Origin of the sequence: Salmonella sp. 741265073_HBA, from assembly GCF_046569105.1 — a bacterium.
In the GTDB taxonomy this organism is placed as follows: Bacteria; Pseudomonadota; Gammaproteobacteria; order Enterobacterales; family Enterobacteriaceae; genus Salmonella; species Salmonella enterica.
Window position 1 is genome coordinate 1 of record NZ_JBKFRY010000025.1, and the last position, 24,730, is coordinate 24,730.

The following is a 24,730-nucleotide window of genomic DNA, read 5'->3' on the forward strand; positions in this document are numbered from 1 at the left end:
CCGATGATGTTCATCAGGCGTTTTACAGACAAAAAACTGTCAACCTATATCAGGACTAGTCACTTATTCTCTTTTTGCCGGATGGCGGCGAAACGCCTTATCCGGCCTACAGACGCTATGCATTACGTAGACCGGATAAGCGCAGCGCCATCAGGCGCGCCAGGCTTTATAACGGTTAATCAGACCGTTGGTAGAGCTATCATGGGACGAAATAGCTTTATCATCGCCCAGCTCCGGCAGAATACGGTTAGCCAACTGTTTACCCAACTCAACGCCCCACTGGTCGAAAGTAAAGATGTTCAGGATGGCGCCCTGCGTAAAGATTTTATGCTCATACAGCGCAATCAGCGCGCCCAGGCTGAATGGCGTAATTTCGCGCAGCAGGATAGAGTTGGTCGGGCGGTTGCCTTCAAACACTTTGAATGGCACAACGTGTTCAAGCTGCGCCGGATCTTTACCCTGATCGCGATATTCCTGCTCAACCACCTCGCGGGATTTACCAAACGCCAGCGCTTCGGTCTGCGCGAAGAAGTTAGACAGCAGCTTCTGATGATGATCGGATAGCGGGTTATGGGTGATAGCCGGGGCGATAAAATCACACGGCACCATTTTAGTACCCTGGTGAATCAATTGATAAAACGCGTGCTGACCGTTGGTGCCTGGTTCGCCCCAGATAATTGGGCCTGTCTGGTAATCCACGGCGTTGCCGTTACGGTCAACGTATTTACCGTTGGATTCCATGTTACCCTGCTGGAAGTAGGCGGCGAAACGGTGCATATACTGGTCGTACGGCAGAATGGCTTCGGTTTCCGCGCCGAAGAAATTGTTGTACCAGATGCCAATCAACGCCAGCAGAATGGGTAGGTTTTTCTCCGCCGGAGTGGTGGAGAAATGCTTGTCCATCGCGTGCGCGCCGGAAAGCAGCTCGACAAAGTTGTCGAAACCGACGGACAGAATAATGGACAGTCCGATGGCAGACCACAGCGAGTAACGACCGCCGACCCAGTCCCAGAACTCGAACATATTGGCCGTGTCGATACCAAATTCGCCGACCGCTTTGGCGTTGGTGGAGAGCGCAGCAAAGTGTTTCGCCACGTGTTTTTCATCGCCTGCAGTTTTCAGGAACCAGTCGCGCGCGCTGTGGGCGTTGGTCATGGTTTCCTGCGTGGTGAAGGTTTTCGACGCCACCAGGAACAGAGTCGTTTCCGGGTTCACTTTTTTCAGCACTTCAGCGATGTGGGTACCATCAACGTTAGAGACGAAGTGCATAGTCAGATGATTTTTATACGGACGCAGCGCTTCGGTCACCATGAACGGGCCGAGGTCGGAACCGCCGATACCGATGTTCACCACGTCGGTGATGGCCTTACCGGTGTAGCCTTTCCACTGACCGGAGATAATCGCTTGCGAGAAAGTTTTCATTTTCTCAAGCACGGCGTTCACTTCCGGCATCACATCTTTGCCGTCCACAATGATCGGCGTATTGCTACGGTTACGCAGCGCCACGTGCAGCACGGCGCGATCTTCGGTGCGGTTGATCTTCTCGCCGGAGAACATGGATTTAATCGCGCCGGCCAGATCGGTCTCTTTCGCCAGATCCTGTAATTTTGCCAGCGTCTCTTCGGTGATGCGGTTTTTGGAGAAATCCACCAGCATCAGATCGTCAAACGTCGCGGAAAATTTAGCAAAACGGTCGCTATCGTTCGCAAAAAGCTCAGCGATCGTAACGTCTTTCATTTCATCGTAGTGTTTCTGGAGCGCCTGCCAGGCAGAAGTCTGCGTTGGATTGATGTTTTTCATTAGCAATACTCTTCTGATTTGAGAATTGTGACTGGGATCGATTGTAACGCCAGTCACAGAAAAGTGTGATTGTTTTAGTGCCGTTGCCCCAGGCACTGTCGAATGAGGATAAAAAGTATATACCCTAAATAATTCGAGGTGCAGAAAGGCGGCAAGTGGGTATCGGGGTTATAAGCGCTGTTACTGAGCCTAAACTCAGCATAAAAAATCCGCATAATCCCAACGTTGACAGTCCAGGCCACAACTTTTATTTATAAATACGTTACTTGCATTTGCGCCTGCACCGGTTTCTGTTCTGCCCTTGTGCCATGGTCGCGTTTTTCATTTCCTGACACGAGGTTGATATGACAGAGATCGTTGTTTCCAAATTTGGCGGTACCAGCGTCGCTGATTTTGACGCCATGAACCGTAGCGCGGATATCGTACTTTCCGACGCCAATGTTCGTTTAGTCGTGCTTTCCGCGTCTGCCGGCATCACTAATCTGCTGGTGGCGCTGGCCGAAGGGATGGAGCCTGGCGAACGTTTCGCTACGCTCGACGCCATCCGTAAAATCCAGTTCGATATCCTTGATCGTCTGCGTCATCCGAATGTCATTCGCGAAGAGATTGAACGCCTGCTGGAAAACATCACTATTCTGGCGGAGGCGGCATCGCTGGCGACATCGGCAGCCCTGACCGATGAACTGGTCAGCCACGGCGAGCTGATGTCTACCCTGCTATTTGTTGAGATCCTGCGTGAACGCGACGTACAGGCCCACTGGTTCGACGTGCGCAAAGTGATGCGTACCAGCGATCGCTTTGGTCGTGCGGAACCGGACGTCGCAGCGCTTGCGGAACTGGCCGCGCAGCAGTTGCTCCCGCGCCTGAGCGAAACTTTGGTCATTACTCAGGGCTTTATCGGCAGTGAAAGCAAAGGCCGCACCACGACATTAGGCCGCGGCGGCAGCGACTATACGGCAGCGTTGCTGGCTGAAGCGCTCCACGCCGCGCGGGTTGATATCTGGACAGATGTGCCCGGTATTTACACCACCGACCCGCGCGTGGTGCCCGTCGCGCAGCGAATTGATGAAATCGACTTTGAAGAAGCGGCAGAGATGGCAACCTTCGGCGCAAAAGTACTGCATCCAGCCACCTTACTCCCGGCCGTGCGTAGCGATATCCCGGTCTTCGTTGGATCCAGTAAAGATCCGCAAGCGGGCGGTACGCTGGTGTGCAATAAAACCCAAAACCCGCCGCTGTTCCGTGCGCTGGCGCTGCGCCGCAATCAAACGCTATTGACGCTGCACAGCCTGAATATGCTGCACTCGCGAGGTTTCCTGGCAGAGGTGTTCGGCATTCTGGCGCGGCATAATATTTCGGTAGATCTGATTACCACTTCGGAGGTGAGCGTCGCGCTGACGCTGGATACTACCGGCTCCACCTCCACGGGCGATACGTTACTGACCCAATCCTTATTGATGGAGCTTTCCGCACTGTGTCGGGTAGAAGTCGAAGAAGGACTGGCGCTGGTCGCGCTGATTGGCAACAACCTGTCAAAAGCCTGCGGTGTTGGTAAAGAAGTGTTTGGCGTCCTGGAACCGTTCAACATTCGCATGATTTGTTACGGCGCCTCCAGCCACAATCTGTGCTTCCTCGTGCCGGGAGACGATGCCGAGAAAGTGGTGCAAAAGCTGCATCAGAACTTATTTGAATAAATCGCCCTGGCACGACAGCAGGTGAGCGCTATCAGCGCAATACGCTGCCGGATGGCGACGCAGGCACGTCATCCGGCGGTTCCCGCGCCAGGCGCTGCCGGCGGAATACTGCTCAGGAATCCGCAACACCCTACTCGTCCCATCAACATGGGCAACTTTCCCCTATTTATGCACTCCCCATTTTGAACCTCGTCACAAAACCACACAAAACAACACAAAGCAAAAACATAAATTAATCATTATATTTTAATGAGTTACATTTAAAAATTGATATCTTTTGGTATAAGCCCACTTTTTCATTGTTGCTTTATTTTGTTTTAGTTGGAATTATGATTGCACTACAACACAGATAACCCCCTTACCCTATTTGAGGCCGCTATGAAAAAAATTGCGATTATTGGAAGCAGTGGAGGCAACCTCTACAACCTGGGTGGCGCCGAGCCAGAGAAGTTACTCCAGGAGATTTATCAGCAGTGTGAGGCTGCGGGCGTAAATGTGGCCGCCGTACAGTTTATCGCGGCAGAAGCCTCGATGGACGTCGCCAAACCGGATACCCCGGCATCGGTTTATGCATTAACCACAGAAAACCAACAAAAACCACAGCGCATATTTCAGGGCAAACTTTCGGAGGTAAACACCTCGGTAGTAGAAAGCGATCGCCAAATCGCTGAGATGATCCGCTGCGGTGAGATCGATGGGATCGTGGTAATGAGCGCCGATCCGGTAAAGGCGAACCAGGCCGTTTTTGCCGCCGCCGTTGAGATGAAAACACCGATTGTCGGCACCGGGGGAACCTCCATGGCGCTGGTGGCGGCAAAGGGGGCGAATGTGGTCGCGACCTCCGGAACAACCGGCACCACCAGCCGTACCCGCGCCGTCTCCTTCGTGGCGTCACTGTGTAAACATTGGGGTATCAAGTACAAACCACAGTTGGGTAGCGCTTCGCCCTCGCAGAGCGGTTCCGGAAAAAGCCTGCTCAAACGTTTTAACATTCGTAGCATCATGATCCCTGCGCTACCAGGCTTTATCGCCATGGCGATTGTACTCGCCCTGAGCCACATACCAGGACTGGAAAAACTTAACGATATCTTTGAAATATTACTAAAAGGTCTGCCGGTGTTAGTCGCGGTACTGGCGGCAAAACAGATTTCCGAACTGGATGAAGTTTCAATTGTGGCCGGAGTCGTCGCTGGCGTGCTTTCCGTAGAGGGCGGTCTTATCGGCGGCATTATCGGCGGTGTAATGGCGGGGATTTTCGTCCGTTGGCTGTTCGAGCTGTGCCTGAACTGGCGCTTCCCAATGACTACCGTCAACATCGTCGCCGGTGGGATATCGGGCCTTGCCGCTGGGTTAATCATGCACTATCTGCTGAGTCCGCTGGCGCTATCTGCGGGTAATTACATTAAACTGGCTATCGAAAGCACGCTGGCATTCAGCCCAATTCTTGCCGGGCTGCTGGCTGGTCTGGTTATCTGGCCTGCCATTCTCGGCGGCGTCTATCACGCGGTGATCCTGCCGTTGGTGCTGCTGGAGATGGAAAAATCCGGCGTCAGCTTCCTCGGCGCGGTCGATATGGTCGGTCTGGTGATGGTGGCCGCAGGTATTAACCTTGCCAATGTGATCGCCCCGCGTGAAAAAAGCGAAGCTGCCGTTGCTACGCCGGGCCTGCTCATTAACCTGGGCTTTGGCACCTTTGTTGAATCCGCCTATCCCTTCATGTTCGCCAACAAAATTGTTTTTGGCTCCGCCATTTTTTGGGCCGGAATGGGCGGCATGATGCTGGGCTTTTTTAACGTCAAAGGGGTGGCCTATGTTCCGGCTTTCGCCTCACCGTTCTTATCCAGCAATGCGCTCCAGATGGCCATCGTAATGATTGCCACAATGGCGATGACCTGCCTTACCACCATTATTGCTAACCGTTTCAAACCTGTCGTACAGAGCGAATCAACAACGACAGCCGTTAATTAATGCACCAACACCAGAGGTACACCATGTTTAAAGGCGATATGAATAAAAAACGCGCCAAAGCGTTACAGAAAGTGAAAGAAGCCATCACACTTCACGGCGGGCAAACCATCCTCAGCACAGGAATAACCGGCGACGATGCGCGCCTGGCGAAAGCCGTGTGTGAGGCTGGCGTTAAGCTACTGGAGCCGAACCACCCTGCGTTGGCGCTGGCGCGTGGACACAAAGGCGTGAGCAACATGCACGCGGCGGAGCAGATTCGTCACGAAATCACCAATAGCCAGATGGCTGAGGCCGTACACGGTGTGCGTAATGTGGTCCCGGACGATATTTTTATCACCGTTGGTATCGCCGGCGGTTTTACCGAAACCTTACCGGTGCCGCTCAGCGAAACGGAAATTCTGGAGATTGCCCGCGCTGGAGCCGATGGTTTACATACGCATAAATCCGACTGGGACGATCTGCAGGACATCGTTAATCTCGCCCATCAATATGGTCTGACCGTCGATGCCTATATTGGCCATCCTGACGATCTGCATACTTTCGGTATTCCTGCACGCACGCCGGAAGAGGTCGCCAGCGTGGCGAAGCGGATGCAGGATATCGGCGTGGATATGATTGGTCTGATGACCGGCATGAGCTATGAAGGCGTAGCGGCAGGCGATATCCCGCAGATGATTAAAGATCGCCTGCGGGCGTTGGTCGGCGCGGTGGATGTTCCGACGCTGGCGGAAGGCGGGATTAACCTCGCCAACGCGAAAGCGTTTAAAGATACCGGAGTCAATATTTTGGTGGTCGGTACGGCTATCGACAACATGGTGTGCAACGCCGCCAAAGAAGCCGTTACGCCTTTTATTGTTCATTGATATCAGGGAACGAGAGATGTTGTTGATCACCGATCTGGATGGAACATTACTCACCTCGCAGAAAACAATCAGCCCGCGCACGCGCCAGGCGCTGATTGCGTTCCGCCAGAACGGTGGTCTACTGGCGGCATGTTCCGCCAGACCGGTCTCCTCAATGGTACGCCTGCTACGCCAACAACAGGTTGATAGGTTGTTTAGCTGGTGCGCCGGTTTTAACTGCGGACACCTTCTGGAGATGGCGGAGCAGCGCATTATTCATGCTGCCCCGCTGACCGCCACAGACCTGTGGAATATTGACCAGCATATTTCTCTTTCCCGCTATCACCACCATTTTTTTAGTGCCGAAGCAATTTACCATCGTGACGATAGACTAATTGCGCCCTGGACAACATATGAAGCCCGCTTATTTGGGTTACAGCTTATAACTGAAACTGCAGAAAATATCTTTAATCGTCGCAATATATATAAAATTACACTTGTTGCCGCATCTTCGGAGATAGATACTCTGTGTACAGAAGTGAATAATCACCTGCCTTGTGGATATTATGCGGTTGTCACGGGAGAAAATTATATTGATATTCAAAGATCCGATGTAAATAAAGGGTGCATAATAGAACAATTAATTCATTATTTAAATATATCTTCTGACAAGGTGGTCGCGATTGGCGATCAGCAGAATGATGTCAGCATGTTTGCCGCTGCCGGAATCAGCATCGCAATGGGCAACGCGCCGGATGCAGTAAAGCGGCAGGCCGACTATGTGACTGCCACGAATGATGAGGAGGGTATCGTCCATGCGTTGGAGTGGTTGCGTTGCCTGACGCATCCAGTTACCATGCGCCAAAGGTTGACGGCGGCGAAAGATAATGAATCCAATTAAAAGACGAAAACATATTCTTGATGAATTAAACAAATTCGGTGAAGTCACCGTTATTAAATTATCGGAAATGCTCAACGTCACCTCAGAAACCATTCGTCGCGATCTCTCCTTACTGGAATCTGAAGGCAAAATCACTAAGATTCATGGGGGCGCAGTCAAAAAGCAAGTTGTCCAGGAGGATGCGTTTAGCGCAAGAATAGAGGCGCATCGCGAAGAGAAAATAGCGATTGGCAAACTTGCCGCCGAAATGGTCAGTGAACGGGATACATTGTTTATTGACTCCTGTACAACTAACCTTATTCTGGCCGAGCAATTACCGCCTCTCGCTTTTTCCGTGATTACCAATTCAGCCCTGATTGCCGATAAAATTAAAGAGCATAACCTGCAGGCCCGCGTGTATGTATTAGGCGGCGAATATGATTACCATTTTCGCGCCAACCTCGGCGTCTCGGTGTGTCAGCAGATTAACGCAATTCACGCGGATATCTGTTTTATTGGCGCTGGCGGCATTTCTCCCCAGCATGGCGTGTTGGTGAAGAGCTTTGAAGAAGCCTACGTTGCCAAAGCCATGATTGCGATGAGCAAAAAATCAGTGATTCTCGCCGACCATACCAAATTTGGTCAGGACGGTGTGATGTGCATCGCAAGCGTAAAAGAAATCGATAACATCATCACGGATAAAGGATTTACGTCAACGGGTTATACGCCACAGGATTTCGCCGGAAAGCTGCGGATTGCTGACTGAGCGCTATCCGCCCGTTGCGTATTGCCGTAGACTAAGAGCCTATCCCACCAGGCGTTATTGGCGCAGCCAGTTTGGACACGGACAGCGCGCAAAAACCGGAGCGTACACGTAGTACGTGAGGATTTTGAGCACTGCCCAGGTCTAAAATGGCAAGTAAAATAGCCCTAATGGGATAGGCTCTAAATGCATCGGCTAACTGAGGGCACCCGTATGGCACTCCCCCGCATTACTCAAAAAGAGATGACCGAGCGCGAACAGCGCGAACTGAAAACGTTGCTGGACCGCGCCCGTATTGCGCACGGGCGTCCGCTGACCAATTCTGAGACCAACAGCGTAAAAAAGGAGTACATCGATAAGCTGATGGCGCTGCGTGAGGCTGAAGCGAAAAAAGCCCGCCAGTTGAAGAAAAAGCAGGCGTATAAACCCGATACGGAAGCGTCATTCTCCTGGTCGGCGAATACGCCGACGCGCGGCAGACGTTAACGTCCTTTCTTCTTTCGTCCCGGCGAGGTAAAGCGCTTACCGCTTGATGCCGGGCGCGCTTTCTCATTGCTTTTTTCGATCGCAACGACCGGTCGCTTAATACCCGTGGTTTTCGGCTTCGCTTTGGCCTTTGGTTTGGCTTCGGAAGAGGAACGCTCAATCAATTTAAACAGATCGATCAGCTCATCGTCCGTCAGATCGCGCCACTCGCCCAGCGGAATCCCGCTCAGGCTGACGTTCATAATGCGCGTACGCTCCAGTTTCGTCACTTCATAACCAAAGTATTCACACATACGACGGATCTGACGGTTTAATCCCTGCACCAGGGTGATGCGAAAGACAAACGGCGCCTCTTTTTTCACCTTACATTTTTTGGTGACGGTACCCAGAATCGGCACGCCAGCGCCCATACCGCGTATAAACTCGTCGGTAATCGGTTTATCCACCGTCACCAGATACTCTTTTTCGTGATCGTTACCGGCACGCAGAATCTTATTGACCAGATCGCCGTGGTTAGTCAGAAATATCAGCCCCTGCGAATCTTTATCCAGACGACCAATCGGGAAGATACGTTTGCTGTGGTTCACAAAATCGACAATATTGTCGCGTTCGCCGTCTTCAGTGGTACTGACAATGCCAACCGGTTTATTCAGCGCAATCAGCACTAAATCATCCGCTTCTCGCGGCTCAATCAACCGACCATTTACTTTAACAACATCCCCGGCGACTACCTGATCGCCAATGGCGGCGCGTTTGCCGTTGATAAAGACATTGCCCTGTTCGATAAAACGGTCCGCCTCGCGACGCGAACAGATGCCGCTTTCACTGATATATTTATTAAGCCGGATAGATGTGTCAGTCAGCATATTTACTCTCTGAGAAATTTTCTACATAAACGTCGGGAATGTGACTTACCACATCAAATCGTCGGGAACTTTAAAATCGGCATACGGATCATCTTCGTCCTGCTCTTCCTGACTCAGCGCACTGTTTACGACAATACTGTCCGCATCTCGTTGTGCGATTTTATCGGCGACGCTCGCGGGAATAATTGCATATTCACATTCACCGCTGTTATTGATAACCAAACGCGCAATCGCGAGACGCCCATTAATCAGTTGCGTCTGAGTGAGCTTATCCACGTCTATTTTTTTGATGACGTTATTATCGGTGAAGTTAAAACCAATATCGCCTTTAGATACATTGATTCTATTCATTTCAATAAGTTGCTTAACCTGAGCTTTAAACTCTTTCGCTAAAACCGCTTGTTTTTGCTGTTCACTGAGTTGTTTATCACGCTCAAGTTGCGCCTTTTTATTTTCTTCCACCGCCTCTCTGGCCTCACGAGCCTGAACGCGTGATTTTTTAGCCGTGCGCTGGACTTTGGCCATTTTTTTGCTGGTCACTAATCCCGCTTGTAGCAGTTGCTCTTGTAAGGTCAGTTTTGCCATTTTCGTCTCTAAACGTGTTAAATAATTTTGCGGATTATACCTGTAATTTTTCAGGCTATACCAGATGGCAGATCTGGCCTGTCGTCACTTTTAGCGACCGCGCTTTGCCTGTGGCACGCATAACATCATGAGCCATATCAGTAAGACATTAAATGGATAATGGTAGCATTATTACGTTTTGACATTTCCTGATGAGGTGGAGAAGTAATGGAACTGCTTTTATTAAGTAACTCGACGCTGCCGGGTAAAGCCTGGCTGGAACACGCTCTGCCGCTGATAGCGAATCAATTGAACGGTCGACGCTCAGCCGTGTTTATTCCGTTTGCCGGCGTCACGCAAACATGGGACGAGTACACGGATAAAACCGCAGAGGTGCTTGCGCCATTAGGGATAAACGTCACAGGGATTCATCGTGTCGCCGATCCGCTTGCGGCGATTGAGAAAGCGGAAATCATTATTGTCGGCGGCGGAAATACCTTCCAGCTACTGAAAGAATCGCGTGAACGCGGGCTGCTGGCGCCGATGGCGGACAGGGTAAAACGCGGCGCGCTGTATATCGGCTGGAGCGCGGGCGCCAACCTTGCCTGCCCGACTATCCGCACGACCAACGATATGCCGATCGTCGATCCAAACGGTTTCGACGCGCTGGATCTGTTCCCGCTGCAAATTAATCCTCACTTCACTAACGCCTTGCCGGAAGGTCATAAGGGCGAGACCCGCGAGCAGCGTATTCGCGAACTGCTGGTGGTCGCGCCGGAACTGACTGTGATTGGTTTGCCGGAAGGTAACTGGATTCAGGTGAGCAACGGCCAGGCGGTTCTCGGCGGCCCGAATACCACCTGGGTGTTTAAAGCGGGCGAAGAGGCCGTGGCGCTGGAAGCGGGTCATCGCTTTTAATCTCTGGCCACATTGAATGCCGAATGACGGGCCTACACGCATGTTCTCCGTAGGCCGGAAGACGTTTACACCGCCATCCGGCATTTCACTTAATACTCGCCCCGTTCCTCGTCCTGATCCGGCTGTTCCAGTACGCTATAGGCGACCGAACAGAACAGTGAGTTAAGACGCTTCATATCGCCCAGCAGCCCTAAATGAAGCGAGCTGGTTTCAATGCTTTGCACGTTCTGCTGGTGCAGGCGGTCGACATGCGCATGTGAGTATCGGCGATTAAGTATACGGAAGCGATGTTTACTGCGGCGCAACCGACGGGCGCTGGTGACATCGCCGGAGAAAAAGACCGACATCGCCAGTTGCAGATTACTGAGCAGTTGATCGTAAAGCGCATCCAGCTCTTTCAATCCTTCTTCTGAAAATGCCCGACGCGCCGCCAGCGACTTGTCGGCAATCTCGCTGCCCATTCGCTCGATAATATCCGACGCCTGTTCGAGGTTCAGGGCCATCTCAATAATCTCCGCCCACCGACGGGACTCCTCCGCCGCCAGCTCGTCTTTTGGCATTCGCGCCAGATAAAGCTTAATCGCGGTGTAGAGCACGTTAACGTCATCCGCCAGCTTGCGCAGCGCTTTCTCTTCACGCGGCTCGCCGTGCATGACCTTTTTTAGCCCTTCCATCATCTGTTCCATCGCATCGCCAATGCGCAACACCTCGCGGGCAGCATTAGCCAGCGCCAGCGTTGGCGTATCCAGCGCGCTGACATCCAGATGTTTCGGCTTCAGATGGGTATCCAGTTCAGGCTCATCACGAATAATTCGTTTACAAAAACGCGCCATCAGCTCGGCAAATGGCACCATCGCCAGGCAGCGCACCAGGTTATAGAAAACGTGGAAATAGATCACCAGCTCTGATTTCGGTAGCGATAGCTCATCCATCAGATTCGCCAGCGGATGGACAAACGGCAGGATGACCAGGCTGCCGATCAATTTGAACAATAGGCTGCCGAGCGCTACGCGACGCGCGGCAGCATTGGCGGCGCTGTTATTGAGCATCGCCAGCAGCCCCGATCCCAGATTAGCGCCGATGACCAGGCACAACGCCACCGGGAACGATATAATCCCCGCCGCCGTCAGGGTCGCCGTCAGCAACACCGCCGCCAGGCTGGAATAACTGATAATAGCGAACATCGCGCCAATCAGCGCATCCAGCATAATGTCGCCCGTCAGCGACGCGAAAATGACCTGCACGCCATTAGCCTGAGTGATCGGCGTCACTGCCTGCACAATCAGCTCCAGCGCCAGTAGAATCAGGCCAAGCCCGATACCGACGCGACCCAGCTGCCCGGCGCGGGACTGCTTACGTCCCAAAAAGAAAATCACGCCAATAAAAATCAGCAGCGGCGATAGCCACGACAAATCAAAGGTGAGAATACGCGCCATTAGCGCAGTACCCACATCGGCGCCCAGCACAATCACCAGAGCTGGCGTCAGGGCGACAAGATCCTGGGCGACAAACGACGTTACCAATAAAGTGGTGGCGTTACTGCTTTGTACCAGCGCGGTAACACCGATACCCGCACAAAAGGCGAGCGGTTTCTTTTCCACGCTGCGGCTGAGGACAGTGCGTAAACGCGCGCCAAACACGCGCATTACGCCAGTACGAACGATATGTGTTCCCCATACCAACAGCGCAACGGCAGAAAGTAGATGGAGCAAAGTTAACACGGCGTCAGGTTCTCCTTATCGTTATACGTTTTCCTGAAGCTCACTTGCGATAAATTGCCTGATGGCGCACAGCGTTAAGGCCTGCTGGCGTTGCACGCCACCGGGCTTACCATACGTAATACGGTATGCTGGATAAGGCGTTTACGCCGCCATCCGGCAAATTCAGCGTAGAGCCTTCCTTCAGTATAAGGGTTTAATTGTAAGAAAGAGACAAGGCACCCAATGAGCGCCTTGTATGTTGTAAGGAAAAGTGACGATTTTATGAATCAGTCCGCATCGTAACCCAGGTTCGGCGCCAGCCACCGCTCAACGTCCTCAACGCTCATTCCTTTACGGAAAGCATAATCTGTCACCTGATCGCGTTGGATCTGCGCTACCGCGAAGTATTTGCTCTCAGGATGGCTGAAGTACCAGCCGGAGACCGACGCGCCAGGCCACATGGCGAAAGATTCGGTGAGCTTCATCCCGGTGTGTTTTTCGACATCCAGTAGCTGCCAGATAGTGCCTTTTTCGGTATGTTCCGGGCAGGCAGGATAACCCGGCGCCGGGCGAATCCCCTGGTAGTTTTCGCGGATTAATTCGTCGTTACTCAGGCTCTCGTTCGGCGCATATCCCCAGTAAACCTTACGTACACGCTCATGCAGATACTCGGCAAACGCTTCCGCCAGACGGTCGGCAATCGCTTTCACCATGATCTTGTTATAGTCGTCGTGTTGCGCTTCGTAAGCATCAGCCAGGGCGTCTTCTTCAAGACCGCCGGTGACTGCAAACGCGCCGATGTAGTCCGCTTTTCCGGACAGTTTCGGCGCGACAAAATCCGCCAGACAGTAGTTAGCAAAACCAACTTTCTCGGTCTGCTGGCGCAGGTGGTGGCTGACCGTCAGAACATGAGTACGGGTTTCGTCGCGATAGATTTCGATGTCATCGCCGATGCGGTTCGCCGGGAACAGGCCCACCACGCCACGCGGATTCAACAGTTTCTCCGCGCTCAGTTTATCCAGCATATCATTGGCGTCTTTAAACAGACGCTGCGCCTCAACGCCCACCACCTCATCTTCCAGAATGCGCGGGTATTTGCCGGCCAGCGACCAGGTCATAAAGAACGGCGTCCAGTCGATGTAGTTGCGCAGAGTTTCGATGCTGGCTTCCACCTCCTGCACGCCCAGACGGTGGGCTACTGGCGGAGTGTAGCGTTCCCAATCGAACGCCAGATCATTATCGCGCGCCGCTTCCAGCGTGACCGGCGGCGTGCGCGGTTTTTTGCGGGCGTGCTGAATACGCACGGTTTCGTACTCTTTGCGGGTACGGGCGACAAAGTCATCGCGCTGGGTGTCGGAGAGTAGCGCCGCCACCACGCCCACGGTACGCGAAGCATTCTGCACGTAGACCGTCGGACCGCTGTAGTTCTGCTCGATTTTCACCGCGGTGTGCGCTTTCGAAGTGGTTGCGCCGCCGATCAGTAGCGGAATAGTAAAGCCCTGACGCTCCATCTCTTTCGCCACGTTGACCATTTCGTCCAGCGACGGGGTGATAAGCCCGGAAAGACCAATCAGATCGGCATTCACTTCACGCGCCGTTCTGAGGATTTTCTCCGCTGGCACCATCACGCCAAGATCGACGATTTCGTAGTTGTTGCATTGCAGCACCACGCCAACGATGTTCTTGCCAATGTCGTGCACATCGCCCTTCACGGTGGCGATGACCATCTTGCCGTTGCTGGAGCCTTTTTCTTTGCTGGCTTCAATAAACGGCTCCAGGTAGGCCACCGCTTGTTTCATCACGCGGGCGGATTTCACCACCTGCGGCAGGAACATTTTCCCTTCGCCGAACAGGTCGCCGACCACGTTCATGCCATCCATCAGCGGGCCTTCAATCACCTCAATCGGACGGGCGGCCTGCTGGCGGGCTTCTTCGGTATCCTGTTCGATAAATTCGGTAATGCCTTTCACCAGCGAGTATTCGAGACGCTTTTTCACGTCCCAGCTACGCCATTCCGCCTGCTGGGCACTGGCAGCTTCGTCGGTTTTGCTGCCGCGATATTTCTCCGCCAGCTCCAGCAGACGCTCAGTGCCGTCATCGCGACGGTTAAGAATGACATCTTCAACCGCATCGCGCAGCTCGGCGGGCAGGTCGTCGTAGATAGCCAGCTGTCCGGCGTTGACGATGCCCATGTCCATGCCGTTGCGGATGGCGTAGTAGAGGAATACCGCGTGGATAGCCTCACGTACCGGGTCGTTGCCGCGGAACGAGAAGGACACGTTAGACACGCCGCCGGAGATCAGCGCGTGCGGCAGCTCGCGTTTAATATCTTCGCAAGCGCCGATAAAGTCCTGCGCGTAGTTGTTGTGCTCTTCAATACCGGTCGCCACGGCGAAAATGTTCGGGTCGAAGATAATGTCTTCCGGCGGGAAGCCCACCTCTTCGGTGAGAATTTTGTACGCCCGGCGGCAAATCTCGATTTTACGCTCGCGGGTATCGGCCTGCCCCTGCTCATCAAAGGCCATCACCACCACTGCCGCGCCGTAGCGACGTAGCAACTTCGCATGATGAATAAAAGCTTCCACGCCCTCTTTCATCGAAATAGAGTTGACGATGCCTTTACCCTGAATGCACTTCAGCCCTTTTTCGATAACCTCCCATTTGGAGGAGTCGATCATGATTGGTACACGGGCAATATCCGGCTCACCGGCAATCAGGCTGAGGAAACGCACCATCGCCGCTTCGGCGTCGAGCATCCCCTCATCCATATTGATATCAATAATCTGCGCGCCGCTTTCTACCTGCTGACGGGCAACATCCAGCGCTTCGCTGTATTTCTCTTCTTTGATCAGCCGTTTAAATTTGGCCGAACCGGTGACGTTGGTACGTTCGCCGACGTTGACAAACAGGCTGTCGTCGCCAATGTTCAGCGGCTCCAGGCCGGAAAGGCGGCAGGCAACCGGGATATCCGGCAGCTGGCGCGGCGGCAAACCGGCAACGGCGCGGCTCATGGCGGCGATATGCTCCGGCGTAGTGCCACAGCAGCCGCCAACGATATTCAGGAAGCCCGCTTCCGCCCATTCGCGAATCTGTTTCGCCATGGTGTCGGCGTCGAGGTCGTACTCGCCGAAAGCGTTCGGCAGGCCGGCGTTCGGGTGCGCGGTGACGTAGCATTCGGCAATCCGCGACAGTTCCTGGACGTACTGGCGCAGTTCATCTGGCCCCAGCGCGCAGTTAAGGCCAAAAGTGAGCGCCTCGGCGTGGCGCAGCGAGTTATAAAAGGCTTCGGTCGTCTGGCCGGAAAGCGTTCGCCCGGAAGCGTCGGTGATGGTGCCGGAAATCATGATCGGCAAGTCTACGCCCAACGCCTCAAACTCCTCTTTCACCGCAAACACCGCCGCTTTCGCATTCAGGGTGTCAAAGACGGTCTCAATCAGAATCAGATCTACGCCACCTTCCACCAGCGCTTTAGTGGATTCACGGTAGGCCGCCACCAGCTGATCGAAGGTGATATTACGAAACGCCGGGTCGTTGACGTCCGGCGAAATGGAGGCCGTGCGGTTAGTTGGACCAAGCACGCCCGCAACAAAGCGTGGTTTTTCTGGTGTTCGCGCCGTCCATTCATCGGCGCAGGCGCGCGCCAGTTTGGCCGCCGCATAGTTAATTTCCGCCGACAGGGATTCCATCCGGTAATCCGCCATCGCAATGGTTGTCGAGTTAAAGGTGTTGGTTTCGATGATATCCGCGCCAGCCTCAAAGTAGGCGTTGTGGATAGCGGCGATCACCTCCGGCTTGCTGAGTACCAGCAGGTCATTGTTGCCTTTCAGGTCGCAGGGCCAGTCGGCAAAGCGCTCCCCGCGGAAATCTTCTTCATGTAGACGATAGCTCTGGATCATGGTGCCCATACCGCCGTCCAGCACCAGAATACGTTCATTTAACTGCGCACGCAGTTGTTCAACTTTGCTGCTCACACTCGCTCCCGACAACGCTCCACGTAACGAGCCATACTGGCACAAAGCGTGCTGGCGGAAAAGAGAACAACGGGCAACATGAGACATGTTCAGCTTGCTGGCGCTATTGGTTCCGTTTTGCCGGATGGCGGCGCAAGCGCCCTATCCAGCCTACAAATTACTTTGGCGGCTCCCAAAGCGTAGGCCTGATAAGCGAAGCGCCATCGGGCATCCTGTGATGTCACTCATCCGATCAGTTCAGGAACTCTTGCATTATAATTGAATAAAACGAAAATGATTTCCACGATACAGAAAAAGGAGTCTGCCATGGTTGCCCCTGTTCCCGCGAAACGCGGGAGAAAACCTGCCGCTACCACTGCACCCGTAACCGGGCAGGTTCAGTCTTTAACTCGCGGTCTGAAGCTGCTGGAGTGGATTGCCGAGTCCAACGGCAGCGTCGCGCTGACCGAACTGGCGCAACAGGCGGGTTTGCCTAATTCCACGACTCACCGTCTACTCACCACCATGCAGCAGCAGGGTTTTGTCCGCCAGGTCGGTGAGCTGGGCCACTGGGCCGTAGGCGCACACGCGTTTATCGTCGGCAGCAGCTTCTTACAGAGCCGTAATCTGCTGGCGATTGTCCATCCGATTTTGCGCAAACTGATGGAGGACTCCGGCGAAACGGTAAACCTTGCCGTACTCGACCAGAGCGACCATCAGGCCATTATTATCGACCAGGTGCAGTGTACGCAGCTGATGCGCATGTCCGCCCCTATTGGCGGCAAGCTGCCCATGCACGCCTCTGGCGCGGGCAAGGCGTTTTTATCACAGCTCAGTGAGGAACAGGTTACCAGTCTGCTGCACCGCAAGGGGTTGCACGCTTATACCCATGCGACGCTGGTGTCGCCGATCCATCTGAAAGATGACCTCGCCCAAACACGCAAGCGCGGCTATTCCTTTGACGACGAAGAACATGCGCTCGGTCTGCGCTGCGTGGCCTCGTGTATTTATGACGAACACCGCGAACCGTTTGCGGCCCTCTCTATTTCCGGCCCCTGCTCACGCATTACTGACGATCGCGTCACCGAACTTGGCGCCATGGTGATTAAAGCGGCGAAAGAGGTGACGCTGGCCTATGGTGGAACTCGCTGAAATGAGCAGCCTGAAATTATACTGGCAGGAGAAGTACCCACAGGCCTTCTGTTGGTCTTTCGGTGATTCGCCGGCGCTGGCCGACGAGCTGGCGGCGCTAGTGGTCGCCGGTAAAAAGCGTGGCACCTGTAGCTCGCTGGTTAGCTATCAGAAAGAGCAGCCCCCTGTCACGCCCGGGTCATATCACATTGTGCTCAACGGCACAGGCGACGCCGTGTGCGTCATACGCACGCTGGCGCTCAGGCTGATCCGTTTTAACGAGATGAGCGCCGATCTCGCCGCACTGGAAGGCGAAGGCGATCTTAGCCTGGCGTACTGGCAAGCGGCACACCGGGCCTTTTTTGAGCGCGAGGGTAATTGGTCGCCGGAGATGGAACTGGTTTACGAAGAGTTCGCCGTACTTGAGATCGCGCCGTAACGCACGCTAAAGCGCTGGCGACGACGATAGGCATACACATCTTCTACATGCCCTTCTTTAATACGCGTCTGTAGCGCGCGCCAGTAATCGGCGCGAAACAGGTCGGCATGCATCTCTTCAAACAATGGCCCGATACGCGGATCGGCACACAGCCAGTGGCGAAACTCCTCCGGGAAAACATCACCCGGCGAGACGCTATACCAGGGTTCGCTGGCCAGTTCGTCTTCCGGATAACGCGCTGGCGGAATATCGCGGAAATTCACTTCCGTCATGTAGCAAATTTCATCGTAGTCGTAGAACACCACGCGGCCATGACGGGTAACGCCAAAGTTTTTAAACAACATATCGCCGGGGAAAATATTAGCGGCGGCAAGCTGGCGAATCGCATTACCATATTCTTCTATCGCATCGCGCAACTGCTGGCCTTCTACCTGTTCCAGCCAGATATTGAGTGGCACCATGCGACGTTCAATATAGAGATGGCGAATGACGATATGTTCCCCAAGATCGGTAATCTTCTCTGGCACTTCTTGCCGTAACAGCGCCATCAGCGCCGGATCAATTTGCCGTTTATCCAGTACGAAATTCTCAAACTCCTGGGTATCCGCCATACGACCGACGCGATCATGCTCTTTTACCAGTTGATAACAGGCACGCACATGGGCGGCAGACATCTCTTTCTGCGGGGCGAATTTGTCTTTAATGATTTTAAATACCCGGTCGAAACCTGGCAGGGTAAACACCAGCATCACCATGCCGCGGATACCAGGCGCCTCAATGAATTTCTCATCACTTTCAGCCAGATAACATAAATATTCGCGGTAGCTTTCGGTTTTCGCATGTTTCTGGCAGCCAATCGCCATATACAGTTCGGCAGTGGTTTTACCCGGCAGGATTTCACGCAACCACTCAACCAGCGCGGCAGGCAGCGGCGCATACACCATAAAATAAGAGCGGGCAAAACCAAACACAATGCTCGCTTCTGCCGTGGTGGTCAGGCAGGTATCGACAAACAGTTCACCCTCATCAGTGCGATGAATCGGCAGTAAAAACGGCAGCGTACCGTCAGGTGTGGTTAATTTACCTACCAGCCAGGCCGCTTTATTACGGTAAAACAACTCATTCGCCACCTGGACATGGCAGCGAGGTAGCGCGTCCTCGCCCAGTGTTTCAGTCAGGTGCGCGATAATATAGCGGATATCCCGGCTTTTATTCTGCCAGGGCAGACGCAGCGGTAAATCACTGAGTATGCGCATCAACAGCGTCTCCCAACCGTGATCGGGAAAGAAGTCTTTGGCCAGCGGGCGCGGGATAGTACGGAAGCGACGCTCCGGTTGCGAACTGAAAATAAACAACCGCTCGGGTGTTAACGAGCGGTGGTCAAATAACCGGCAATAAACGGAGTTGAAAAAGCTCTCCGCAATCTCGAAGCGCGGGTAATCCGGCAACAGCCGGGTGTAATGCTCTTTAACGCGTAAAAGGAAATCCGCGTCGGTACTTTTTCCATCGGTAATACAGCGCAGTTGCTCCACCACCAGACCCACATGATGATCATAGAGGTGGATACGGCTTTTCATCGCCTGTTGGACGGCGTGCCAGTCGGCCTGTTCAAAACGCTGCTGCGCGCCGGAAGTCACTTCCAGAAATCGACCATACTGCGCGTCAAAGCCTTGCAGGATGGTTTGAGCAATCAGTAATTCCAGGCCACGCGGCATTTTTTTCCCTCATCCGGCACCACGTCATGCCGGATGGCGCGTTCGCTTATCCGGCCTACGCTATCTGTAGGCCCGGTAAGCGCAGCGCCACCGGGCATCAATCAAAACTGCGATTCTTCGGTGGAACCCGTTAACGCGGTAACAGATGACGCGCCGCCCTGAATAATGGTGGTGACTTTGTCGAAGTAACCAGTACCCACTTCCTGCTGGTGGGAAACAAAGGTGTAGCCGTCTTTCGCCGCGGCGAACTCGGGTTGTTGAACCTTCTCAACATAGTGCTTCATGCCCTCGCCCTGCGCGTATGCATGCGCCAGGTCGAACATGTTGAACCACATGCTGTGGATGCCCGCCAGGGTAATAAACTGGTATTTGTAACCCATGTCCGACAACTGCTGCTGGAAGCTGGCAATGGTCTTGTCGTCCAGATTCTTCTGCCAGTTGAAGGATGGCGAACAGTTATAGGCCAGCAGTTTGCCCGGATACTTCGCGTGGATAGCATCGGCAAAACGACGCGCCAGTTCGAGATCCGGCGTAGAGGTTTCGCACCACACCAGATCGGCATACGGGGCATACGCCAGACCGCGGCTGATCGCCTGCTCAATGCCCGCATGGGTGCGGTAAAAACCTTCGCTGGTGCGTTCGCCGGTAATAAAACCGCTGTCATAGGGATCGCAGTCGGAGGTGATCAGATCTGCCGCATCCGCATCGGTACGCGCAATCACCAGCGTCGGGACGCCCATCACATCAGCGGCCAGACGCGCAGCAACCAGTTTCTGAATCGCCTCCTGCGTGGGGACCAGCACCTTGCCGCCCATATGGCCGCATTTCTTCACCGACGCCAGCTGATCTTCGAAGTGAACGGCCGCTGCACCGGCTTCAATCATCGATTTCATCAGTTCGAAGGCATTCAGAACGCCGCCAAAACCGGCTTCCGCATCAGCAACGATCGGCAGGAAGTAATCCACATAGCGCGGATCGTTGGGTTCAATACCGGATGCCCACTGGATCTGATCTGCACGACGGAAAGTGTTGTTGATCCGATCCACTACCGCCGGAACAGAGTTTGCCGGGTACAACGATTGATCCGGATACATGCTGGATGCAAGGTTGGCATCTGCCGCCACCTGCCAGCCTGAAAGATAAATCGCCTCAATACCGGCTTTCGCCTGCTGCAACGCCTGACCGCCAGTCAGCGCGCCAAGGCTGTTGATATAGCCTTTTTTCGCTTCACCGTGCAACAGCCGCCACATTTTCGCGGCGCCGAGCTGCGCCAGCGTGCATTCAGGGTTAACCGAGCCGCGTAATTTCACCACCTCCTCCGCGCTGTACGGGCGGGTGATGCCTTCCCAGCGCGGTTGTGTCCACTCTTTCTGTAATTCTTCGATTTGTTGAGTACGGGTTTTCATGTGCAGATGCTCCATATTGTTATGTGGTGAATTAAGCCAGTAAGCGATAGCCCGGCAGGGTGAGGAAGTCGATTAAGTCATCTGAGGTGGTGATTTGCTCCATCAGACGTGCGGCATCGTCGAAGCGCCCGCTGCTGTAGCGGTGCTCGCCCAGTTCGTCCTGGATTACCCGCATCTCTTCCGCCAACATTTCGCGGAAAAGCGTTTTCGTTACGGGTTTTCCATTGCTCAGTGTTTTCTCATGGTGAATCCACTGCCAGATAGAGGTTCGTGAGATTTCCGCCGTCGCGGCATCCTCCATCAGACCGTAAATCGGTACACAGCCATTACCGGAGATCCACGCTTCAATGTACTGCACTGCCACGCGAATATTGGCGCGCATTCCCGCTTCTGTACGTTCGCCTTCACATGGCTCCAGTAACTGCTCGGCGGTAATCGGCGCATCTTCATCACGGGTAATGAACAGCTGATTTTTGTGCTCGCCCAGTACCTCGTTAAAGACGGCCATTGCGGTATCCGCCAACCCGGGATGCGCAATCCACGTGCCGTCGTGGCCGTTGTTCGCTTCCAGCGCTTTATCCGCTTTCACTTTGGCAAGGACCTGATTGTTGCGTTCAACGTCTTTGCTCGGGATAAACGCCGCCATACCGCCCATCGCGAACGCGCCGCGCTTGTGACAGGTTTTGATCAGCAGGCGCGAGTAGGCGCTCAGAAACGGTTTGTCCATCGTTACCACCTGCCTGTCCGGCAAGACGCGATCCGGGTGATTTTTCAACGTTTTGATATAGCTGAAAATATAATCCCAGCGACCACAGTTGAGACCGACGATATGATCACGCAGCGCATGAAGAATCTCATCCATCTGGAAAACAGCCGGCAGCGTTTCAATCAACAGGGTCGCTTTGATCGTACCGCGCGGCAGGTTAAAGCGGTCTTCGGCGTAGCTGAAGACTTCGCTCCACCAGGCTGCCTCCTGCCAGGCTTGCGTTTTCGGCAGGTAAAAATACGGGCCGCTACCTTTAGCGAGCAGCGCTTTATAGTTGTGGAAAAAGTACAGAGCAAAATCAAACAGGCTGCCGGGAATGGCTTCCCCCCGCCAGGTAACATGTTTTTCTGGCAGATGTAGACCACGTACACGACAAATCAATACGGCCGGATCGGGCTTGAGCTGATAGATTTTTCCGGCTTCGTTGGTATAGCTAATGGTGCCGTTCACCGCATCACGCAGGTTGATTTGACCATCAATAACTTTATTCCAGTCCGGCGCCAGCGAGTCTTCAAAATCCGCCATAAACACTTTCACGTTTGCGTTCAGGGCATTAATCACCATTTTACGTTCAACCGGCCCGGTAATTTCTACTCGGCGATCCTGTAAATCCGCCGGAATACCACGAATCTGCCAATTACTTTCTCTAATGGAAGTGGTTTCCGAAATAAAATCAGGCAACTTACCGTTATCAATATCCTGCTGTTGCTGGATACGTGCAGCCAGGAGTTTATTGCGTTTTGGCGTAAAACGGGTAACTAACTCCGTCAAAAACTCGACTGCCTCAGCGGTCAGGACTTGCTTTTCCAGCTCACCTTGCGGCCTGGTAAAGGTTAATTCATCAGTTGTGGTTGCCTGTGGATTCATCATGCAGCTCCTCGTTGTTGATCCAGATACGTCCCCAATGCGAACGAAGGATCACTGTGCGCTTTTCGTTCAACACAACTAAGACTACTCAATTAAATTTCAAAATCAAAAACAATTTCCATTTTTAATTTAATTATGCATTAACCTATTGATAACAATATAAATTAAATTTAATTACATGATGAGGTGCGTTTCGGAAATAAAAAAGGCACCCGAAGGTGCCTGATTCAACATGCTGAAACGCTTTAGGCTCGTCAGAAGCAGAAGATTAATCCAGGGTTGGATTCATGTGACGCAGATCATATGGCGTAATCTGGTAGACATAATAGTTGAGCCAGTTAGTAAACAGTAAATTACCGTGGCTGCGCCAGGTTGCGCGCGGTATGTTTTGCGGATCGTTTTTTGGGAAATAGTTGTACGGAACCTCCGGATTTAACCCGGCCTCAACGTCACGAAAATATTCACCCGCTAACGTATGAGCGTCATATTCAGGATGACCGGTGACAAACGCAATACGTTTATCTTTGCTGGCAAACAGGTACGCATCCCCTTCTTCTGTTTCGGCCAGAATTTCAAGATCCGTATAATCCCGTATTAGCGCCGCCGGGAAATCGGCATAGCGTGAGTGTGGCGCAAGAAACGAATCATCAAAACCACGCGTCAACAGAGCATGAGGATGAAGGATGTGATGTTCATAGACGCCGGAAAGTTTATCTGTACGGGTCTGCTTGGGGATACCATACAGAATATTGAGTGCAGCCTGAACGGCCCAACAGACAAATAGCGTCGAAGTAACGTGATCTTTCGCCCATTCCAGCACCTGCCTAATCTGCGGCCAGTAAGCCACGTCATTAAATTCCACCAGACCCAGCGGCGCTCCGGTCACGATAAGCCCATCAAAGTTCTGATCGCAGATATCGTCGAAGTTACAGTAAAAGTTATTCAGGTGCTCGGCTGGCGTGTTCCTCGACTCGCGGGCATCTATCCGCAGTAGTTGAATATCGACCTGCAATGGCGAGTTCGATAGCAAACGCAGAAACTGATTTTCCGTTTCAATCTTCTTCGGCATCAGGTTAAGGATAAGTAACTTTAGCGGGCGAATTTCCTGACCTGATGCGCGAGAAGTCGTCATGACGAAGACATTCTCCTCACGTAAAAAATTGACGGCGGGTAGCTCGTCCAGCACGCGAATCGGCATAACCTGATAACCTCACGACATACGTTTAAACGTTTAGACATCCAGATAGCTGAAGATACTCAAAAATCAGGCGAATGTCGAGTCTGCAAGTTCAAGGTGAGAAAGTTTCACGACAGCATTTGCATTAGAATAGAAGTAAGCAAAAAAGGAGTGAAGATGATGATTAACATTCGCCGTTCAAGGCATGAGGAAGGGGAAAAACTGATTGCGATCTGGCGTCGCTCAGTCGATGCCACGCACGATTTTCTGTCAAACGCTTATCGGGCCGAACTGGAAGAACTGGTGAGCGATTTTCTGCCAGAAGCGCCACTATGGGTTGCAGTGACCGATCAGGATGAGCCGGTAGGATTTATGCTGCTTACCGGCGAACATATGGATGCGCTGTTTGTCGATCCGGACGTGCGTGGTCAGGGTATCGGTAAGAGATTAGTTGAACATGCGTTAACACTGGCGCCGGGGTTGACAACCAATGTTAACGAGCAAAATACACAAGCTGTTGGATTTTATAAGAAAATGGGATTTAAGGTGACGGGACGTTCGGAGGTCGACGATCTTGGGAAACCGTATCCATTGTTGAATTTAATTTATCCGTGAGTAGTGGCGCTGCCTGATAAGTGCATGTAGGCCGGATAAGGCGAAGCTGCCATCCGGCGGTGCAGGTTGCCTGATGGCGCTGCGCTTATCAGGCCTACGGTTTTACAGTTACCACACACGCAATAAATATCCTCCGGCATAGCCGGAGGTTTTTCAGATGCGCCTGTAAGGCTCTCTTACCAG

20 protein-coding genes are annotated in these 24,730 nt (G+C 53.1%); 10 read left to right on the forward strand and 10 right to left on the reverse strand.

Annotation, left to right across the window (positions count from 1 at the left end; translation table 11 throughout):
- Positions 1–150 precede the first annotated feature (150 nt).
- Positions 151–1,800, reverse strand: a complete 1,650-nt coding sequence (gene pgi / locus ACLD3P_RS21215) for a glucose-6-phosphate isomerase (protein WP_000790036.1) — start codon at positions 1,798–1,800, stop codon at positions 151–153.
- 344 nt (positions 1,801–2,144) lie between these two features.
- Between pgi and lysC the strand changes: the two genes are divergently transcribed.
- The 6 genes from lysC to ACLD3P_RS21245 all read left to right on the forward strand — a co-directional run bounded on the left by lysC (position 2,145) and on the right by ACLD3P_RS21245 (position 8,433).
- Complete coding sequence (gene lysC / locus ACLD3P_RS21220; RefSeq protein ID WP_000136394.1) at positions 2,145–3,494, forward strand: lysine-sensitive aspartokinase 3; 1,350 nt, start codon at positions 2,145–2,147, stop codon at positions 3,492–3,494.
- 378 nt (positions 3,495–3,872) lie between these two features.
- Positions 3,873–5,462 carry a PTS sugar transporter gene (locus ACLD3P_RS21225; protein ID WP_000716847.1) on the forward strand — a complete coding sequence of 530 codons (1,590 nt, stop codon included), beginning with the start codon at positions 3,873–3,875 and terminating at the stop codon, positions 5,460–5,462.
- A gap of 23 nt (positions 5,463–5,485) precedes the next feature.
- Entirely contained in the window at positions 5,486–6,325 is an 840-nt protein-coding gene (locus ACLD3P_RS21230) for a hypothetical protein (protein ID WP_000472332.1), read from the forward strand.
- A gap of 16 nt (positions 6,326–6,341) precedes the next feature.
- Positions 6,342–7,205, forward strand: a complete 864-nt coding sequence (locus tag ACLD3P_RS21235; RefSeq protein ID WP_076937651.1) for a Cof-type HAD-IIB family hydrolase — start codon at positions 6,342–6,344, stop codon at positions 7,203–7,205.
- The gene (locus ACLD3P_RS21240) at positions 7,192–7,950 is read left to right on the forward strand and encodes a DeoR/GlpR family DNA-binding transcription regulator (protein ID WP_001068171.1); all 759 of its coding nucleotides are present in this window, start codon (positions 7,192–7,194) and stop codon (positions 7,948–7,950) included. The genes ACLD3P_RS21235 and ACLD3P_RS21240 overlap by 14 nt, the downstream gene beginning before the upstream one ends.
- Positions 7,951–8,160: 210 nt before the next feature.
- Entirely contained in the window at positions 8,161–8,433 is a 273-nt protein-coding gene (locus tag ACLD3P_RS21245; RefSeq protein ID WP_001207628.1) for a DUF3811 domain-containing protein, read from the forward strand.
- On the opposite strand, the gene rluF is transcribed toward ACLD3P_RS21245, so the two are convergent.
- From rluF to ACLD3P_RS21260, 3 genes are read right to left on the reverse strand one after another with little or no spacing between them, the layout of a single operon-like run.
- Positions 8,430–9,299 (reverse strand): 23S rRNA pseudouridine(2604) synthase RluF, encoded by an 870-nt coding sequence (gene rluF, locus ACLD3P_RS21250; RefSeq protein ID WP_000954606.1) that lies wholly within the window; start codon positions 9,297–9,299, stop codon positions 8,430–8,432. The two genes, ACLD3P_RS21245 and rluF, sit on opposite strands and share 4 nt — an antisense overlap.
- 45 nt (positions 9,300–9,344) lie before the next feature.
- Positions 9,345–9,884: a DUF2058 domain-containing protein gene (locus tag ACLD3P_RS21255; RefSeq protein ID WP_001096724.1), complete on the reverse strand. Its 540-nt coding sequence runs from the start codon at positions 9,882–9,884 to the stop codon at positions 9,345–9,347.
- Positions 9,885–9,939: 55 nt separating this feature from the next.
- Positions 9,940–10,020 (reverse strand): hypothetical protein, encoded by an 81-nt coding sequence (locus tag ACLD3P_RS21260; RefSeq protein ID WP_079944709.1) that lies wholly within the window; start codon positions 10,018–10,020, stop codon positions 9,940–9,942.
- A 71-nt stretch (positions 10,021–10,091) separates the two neighbouring features.
- Here ACLD3P_RS21260 and pepE point away from each other — a divergent pair, with 71 nt between their 5' ends.
- Positions 10,092–10,781, forward strand: a complete 690-nt coding sequence (gene pepE, locus ACLD3P_RS21265; protein WP_000421776.1) for a dipeptidase PepE — start codon at positions 10,092–10,094, stop codon at positions 10,779–10,781.
- Positions 10,782–10,870: 89 nt separating this feature from the next.
- Here pepE and ACLD3P_RS21270 read toward each other — a convergent pair whose 3' ends face one another.
- Together ACLD3P_RS21270 and metH are read right to left on the reverse strand one after the other, a co-directional pair.
- Positions 10,871–12,502 carry a Na/Pi cotransporter family protein gene (locus tag ACLD3P_RS21270; RefSeq protein ID WP_000956811.1) on the reverse strand — a complete coding sequence of 544 codons (1,632 nt, stop codon included), beginning with the start codon at positions 12,500–12,502 and terminating at the stop codon, positions 10,871–10,873.
- Between the two features lie 266 nt (positions 12,503–12,768).
- The gene (metH, locus tag ACLD3P_RS21275) at positions 12,769–16,452 is read right to left on the reverse strand and encodes a methionine synthase (RefSeq protein WP_131046702.1); all 3,684 of its coding nucleotides are present in this window, start codon (positions 16,450–16,452) and stop codon (positions 12,769–12,771) included.
- Positions 16,453–16,758: 306 nt separating this feature from the next.
- Here metH and iclR point away from each other — a divergent pair, with 306 nt between their 5' ends.
- Complete coding sequence (gene iclR, locus ACLD3P_RS21280) at positions 16,759–17,583, forward strand: glyoxylate bypass operon transcriptional repressor IclR (protein ID WP_000226430.1); 825 nt, start codon at positions 16,759–16,761, stop codon at positions 17,581–17,583.
- Between the two features lie 10 nt (positions 17,584–17,593).
- The gene (locus ACLD3P_RS21285) at positions 17,594–18,001 is read left to right on the forward strand and encodes an ASCH domain-containing protein (RefSeq protein ID WP_010989091.1); all 408 of its coding nucleotides are present in this window, start codon (positions 17,594–17,596) and stop codon (positions 17,999–18,001) included.
- Here the strand turns inward: ACLD3P_RS21285 and aceK are convergent.
- From aceK to metA, 4 genes are all read right to left on the reverse strand, one after another.
- Positions 17,965–19,716, reverse strand: a complete 1,752-nt coding sequence (aceK, locus tag ACLD3P_RS21290) for a bifunctional isocitrate dehydrogenase kinase/phosphatase (protein ID WP_001137277.1) — start codon at positions 19,714–19,716, stop codon at positions 17,965–17,967. The two genes, ACLD3P_RS21285 and aceK, sit on opposite strands and share 37 nt — an antisense overlap.
- Before the next feature lie 101 nt (positions 19,717–19,817).
- Entirely contained in the window at positions 19,818–21,122 is a 1,305-nt protein-coding gene (gene aceA, locus ACLD3P_RS21295; RefSeq protein ID WP_000857882.1) for an isocitrate lyase, read from the reverse strand.
- 31 nt (positions 21,123–21,153) lie between these two features.
- Positions 21,154–22,755 (reverse strand): malate synthase A, encoded by a 1,602-nt coding sequence (gene aceB / locus ACLD3P_RS21300; protein ID WP_001069372.1) that lies wholly within the window; start codon positions 22,753–22,755, stop codon positions 21,154–21,156.
- A gap of 268 nt (positions 22,756–23,023) precedes the next feature.
- Positions 23,024–23,953, reverse strand: coding sequence for a homoserine O-succinyltransferase MetA (gene metA, locus ACLD3P_RS21305; protein WP_131046703.1), 930 nt, complete (start codon positions 23,951–23,953; stop codon positions 23,024–23,026).
- A 156-nt stretch (positions 23,954–24,109) separates the two neighbouring features.
- On the opposite strand from metA, the gene ACLD3P_RS21310 reads away from it, so the two are divergent.
- A complete protein-coding gene (locus ACLD3P_RS21310) occupies positions 24,110–24,547 on the forward strand; it encodes an acetyltransferase (protein ID WP_000973248.1) in 438 nt (145 codons plus the stop codon).
- The last annotated feature ends 183 nt before the right edge of the window (positions 24,548–24,730 follow it).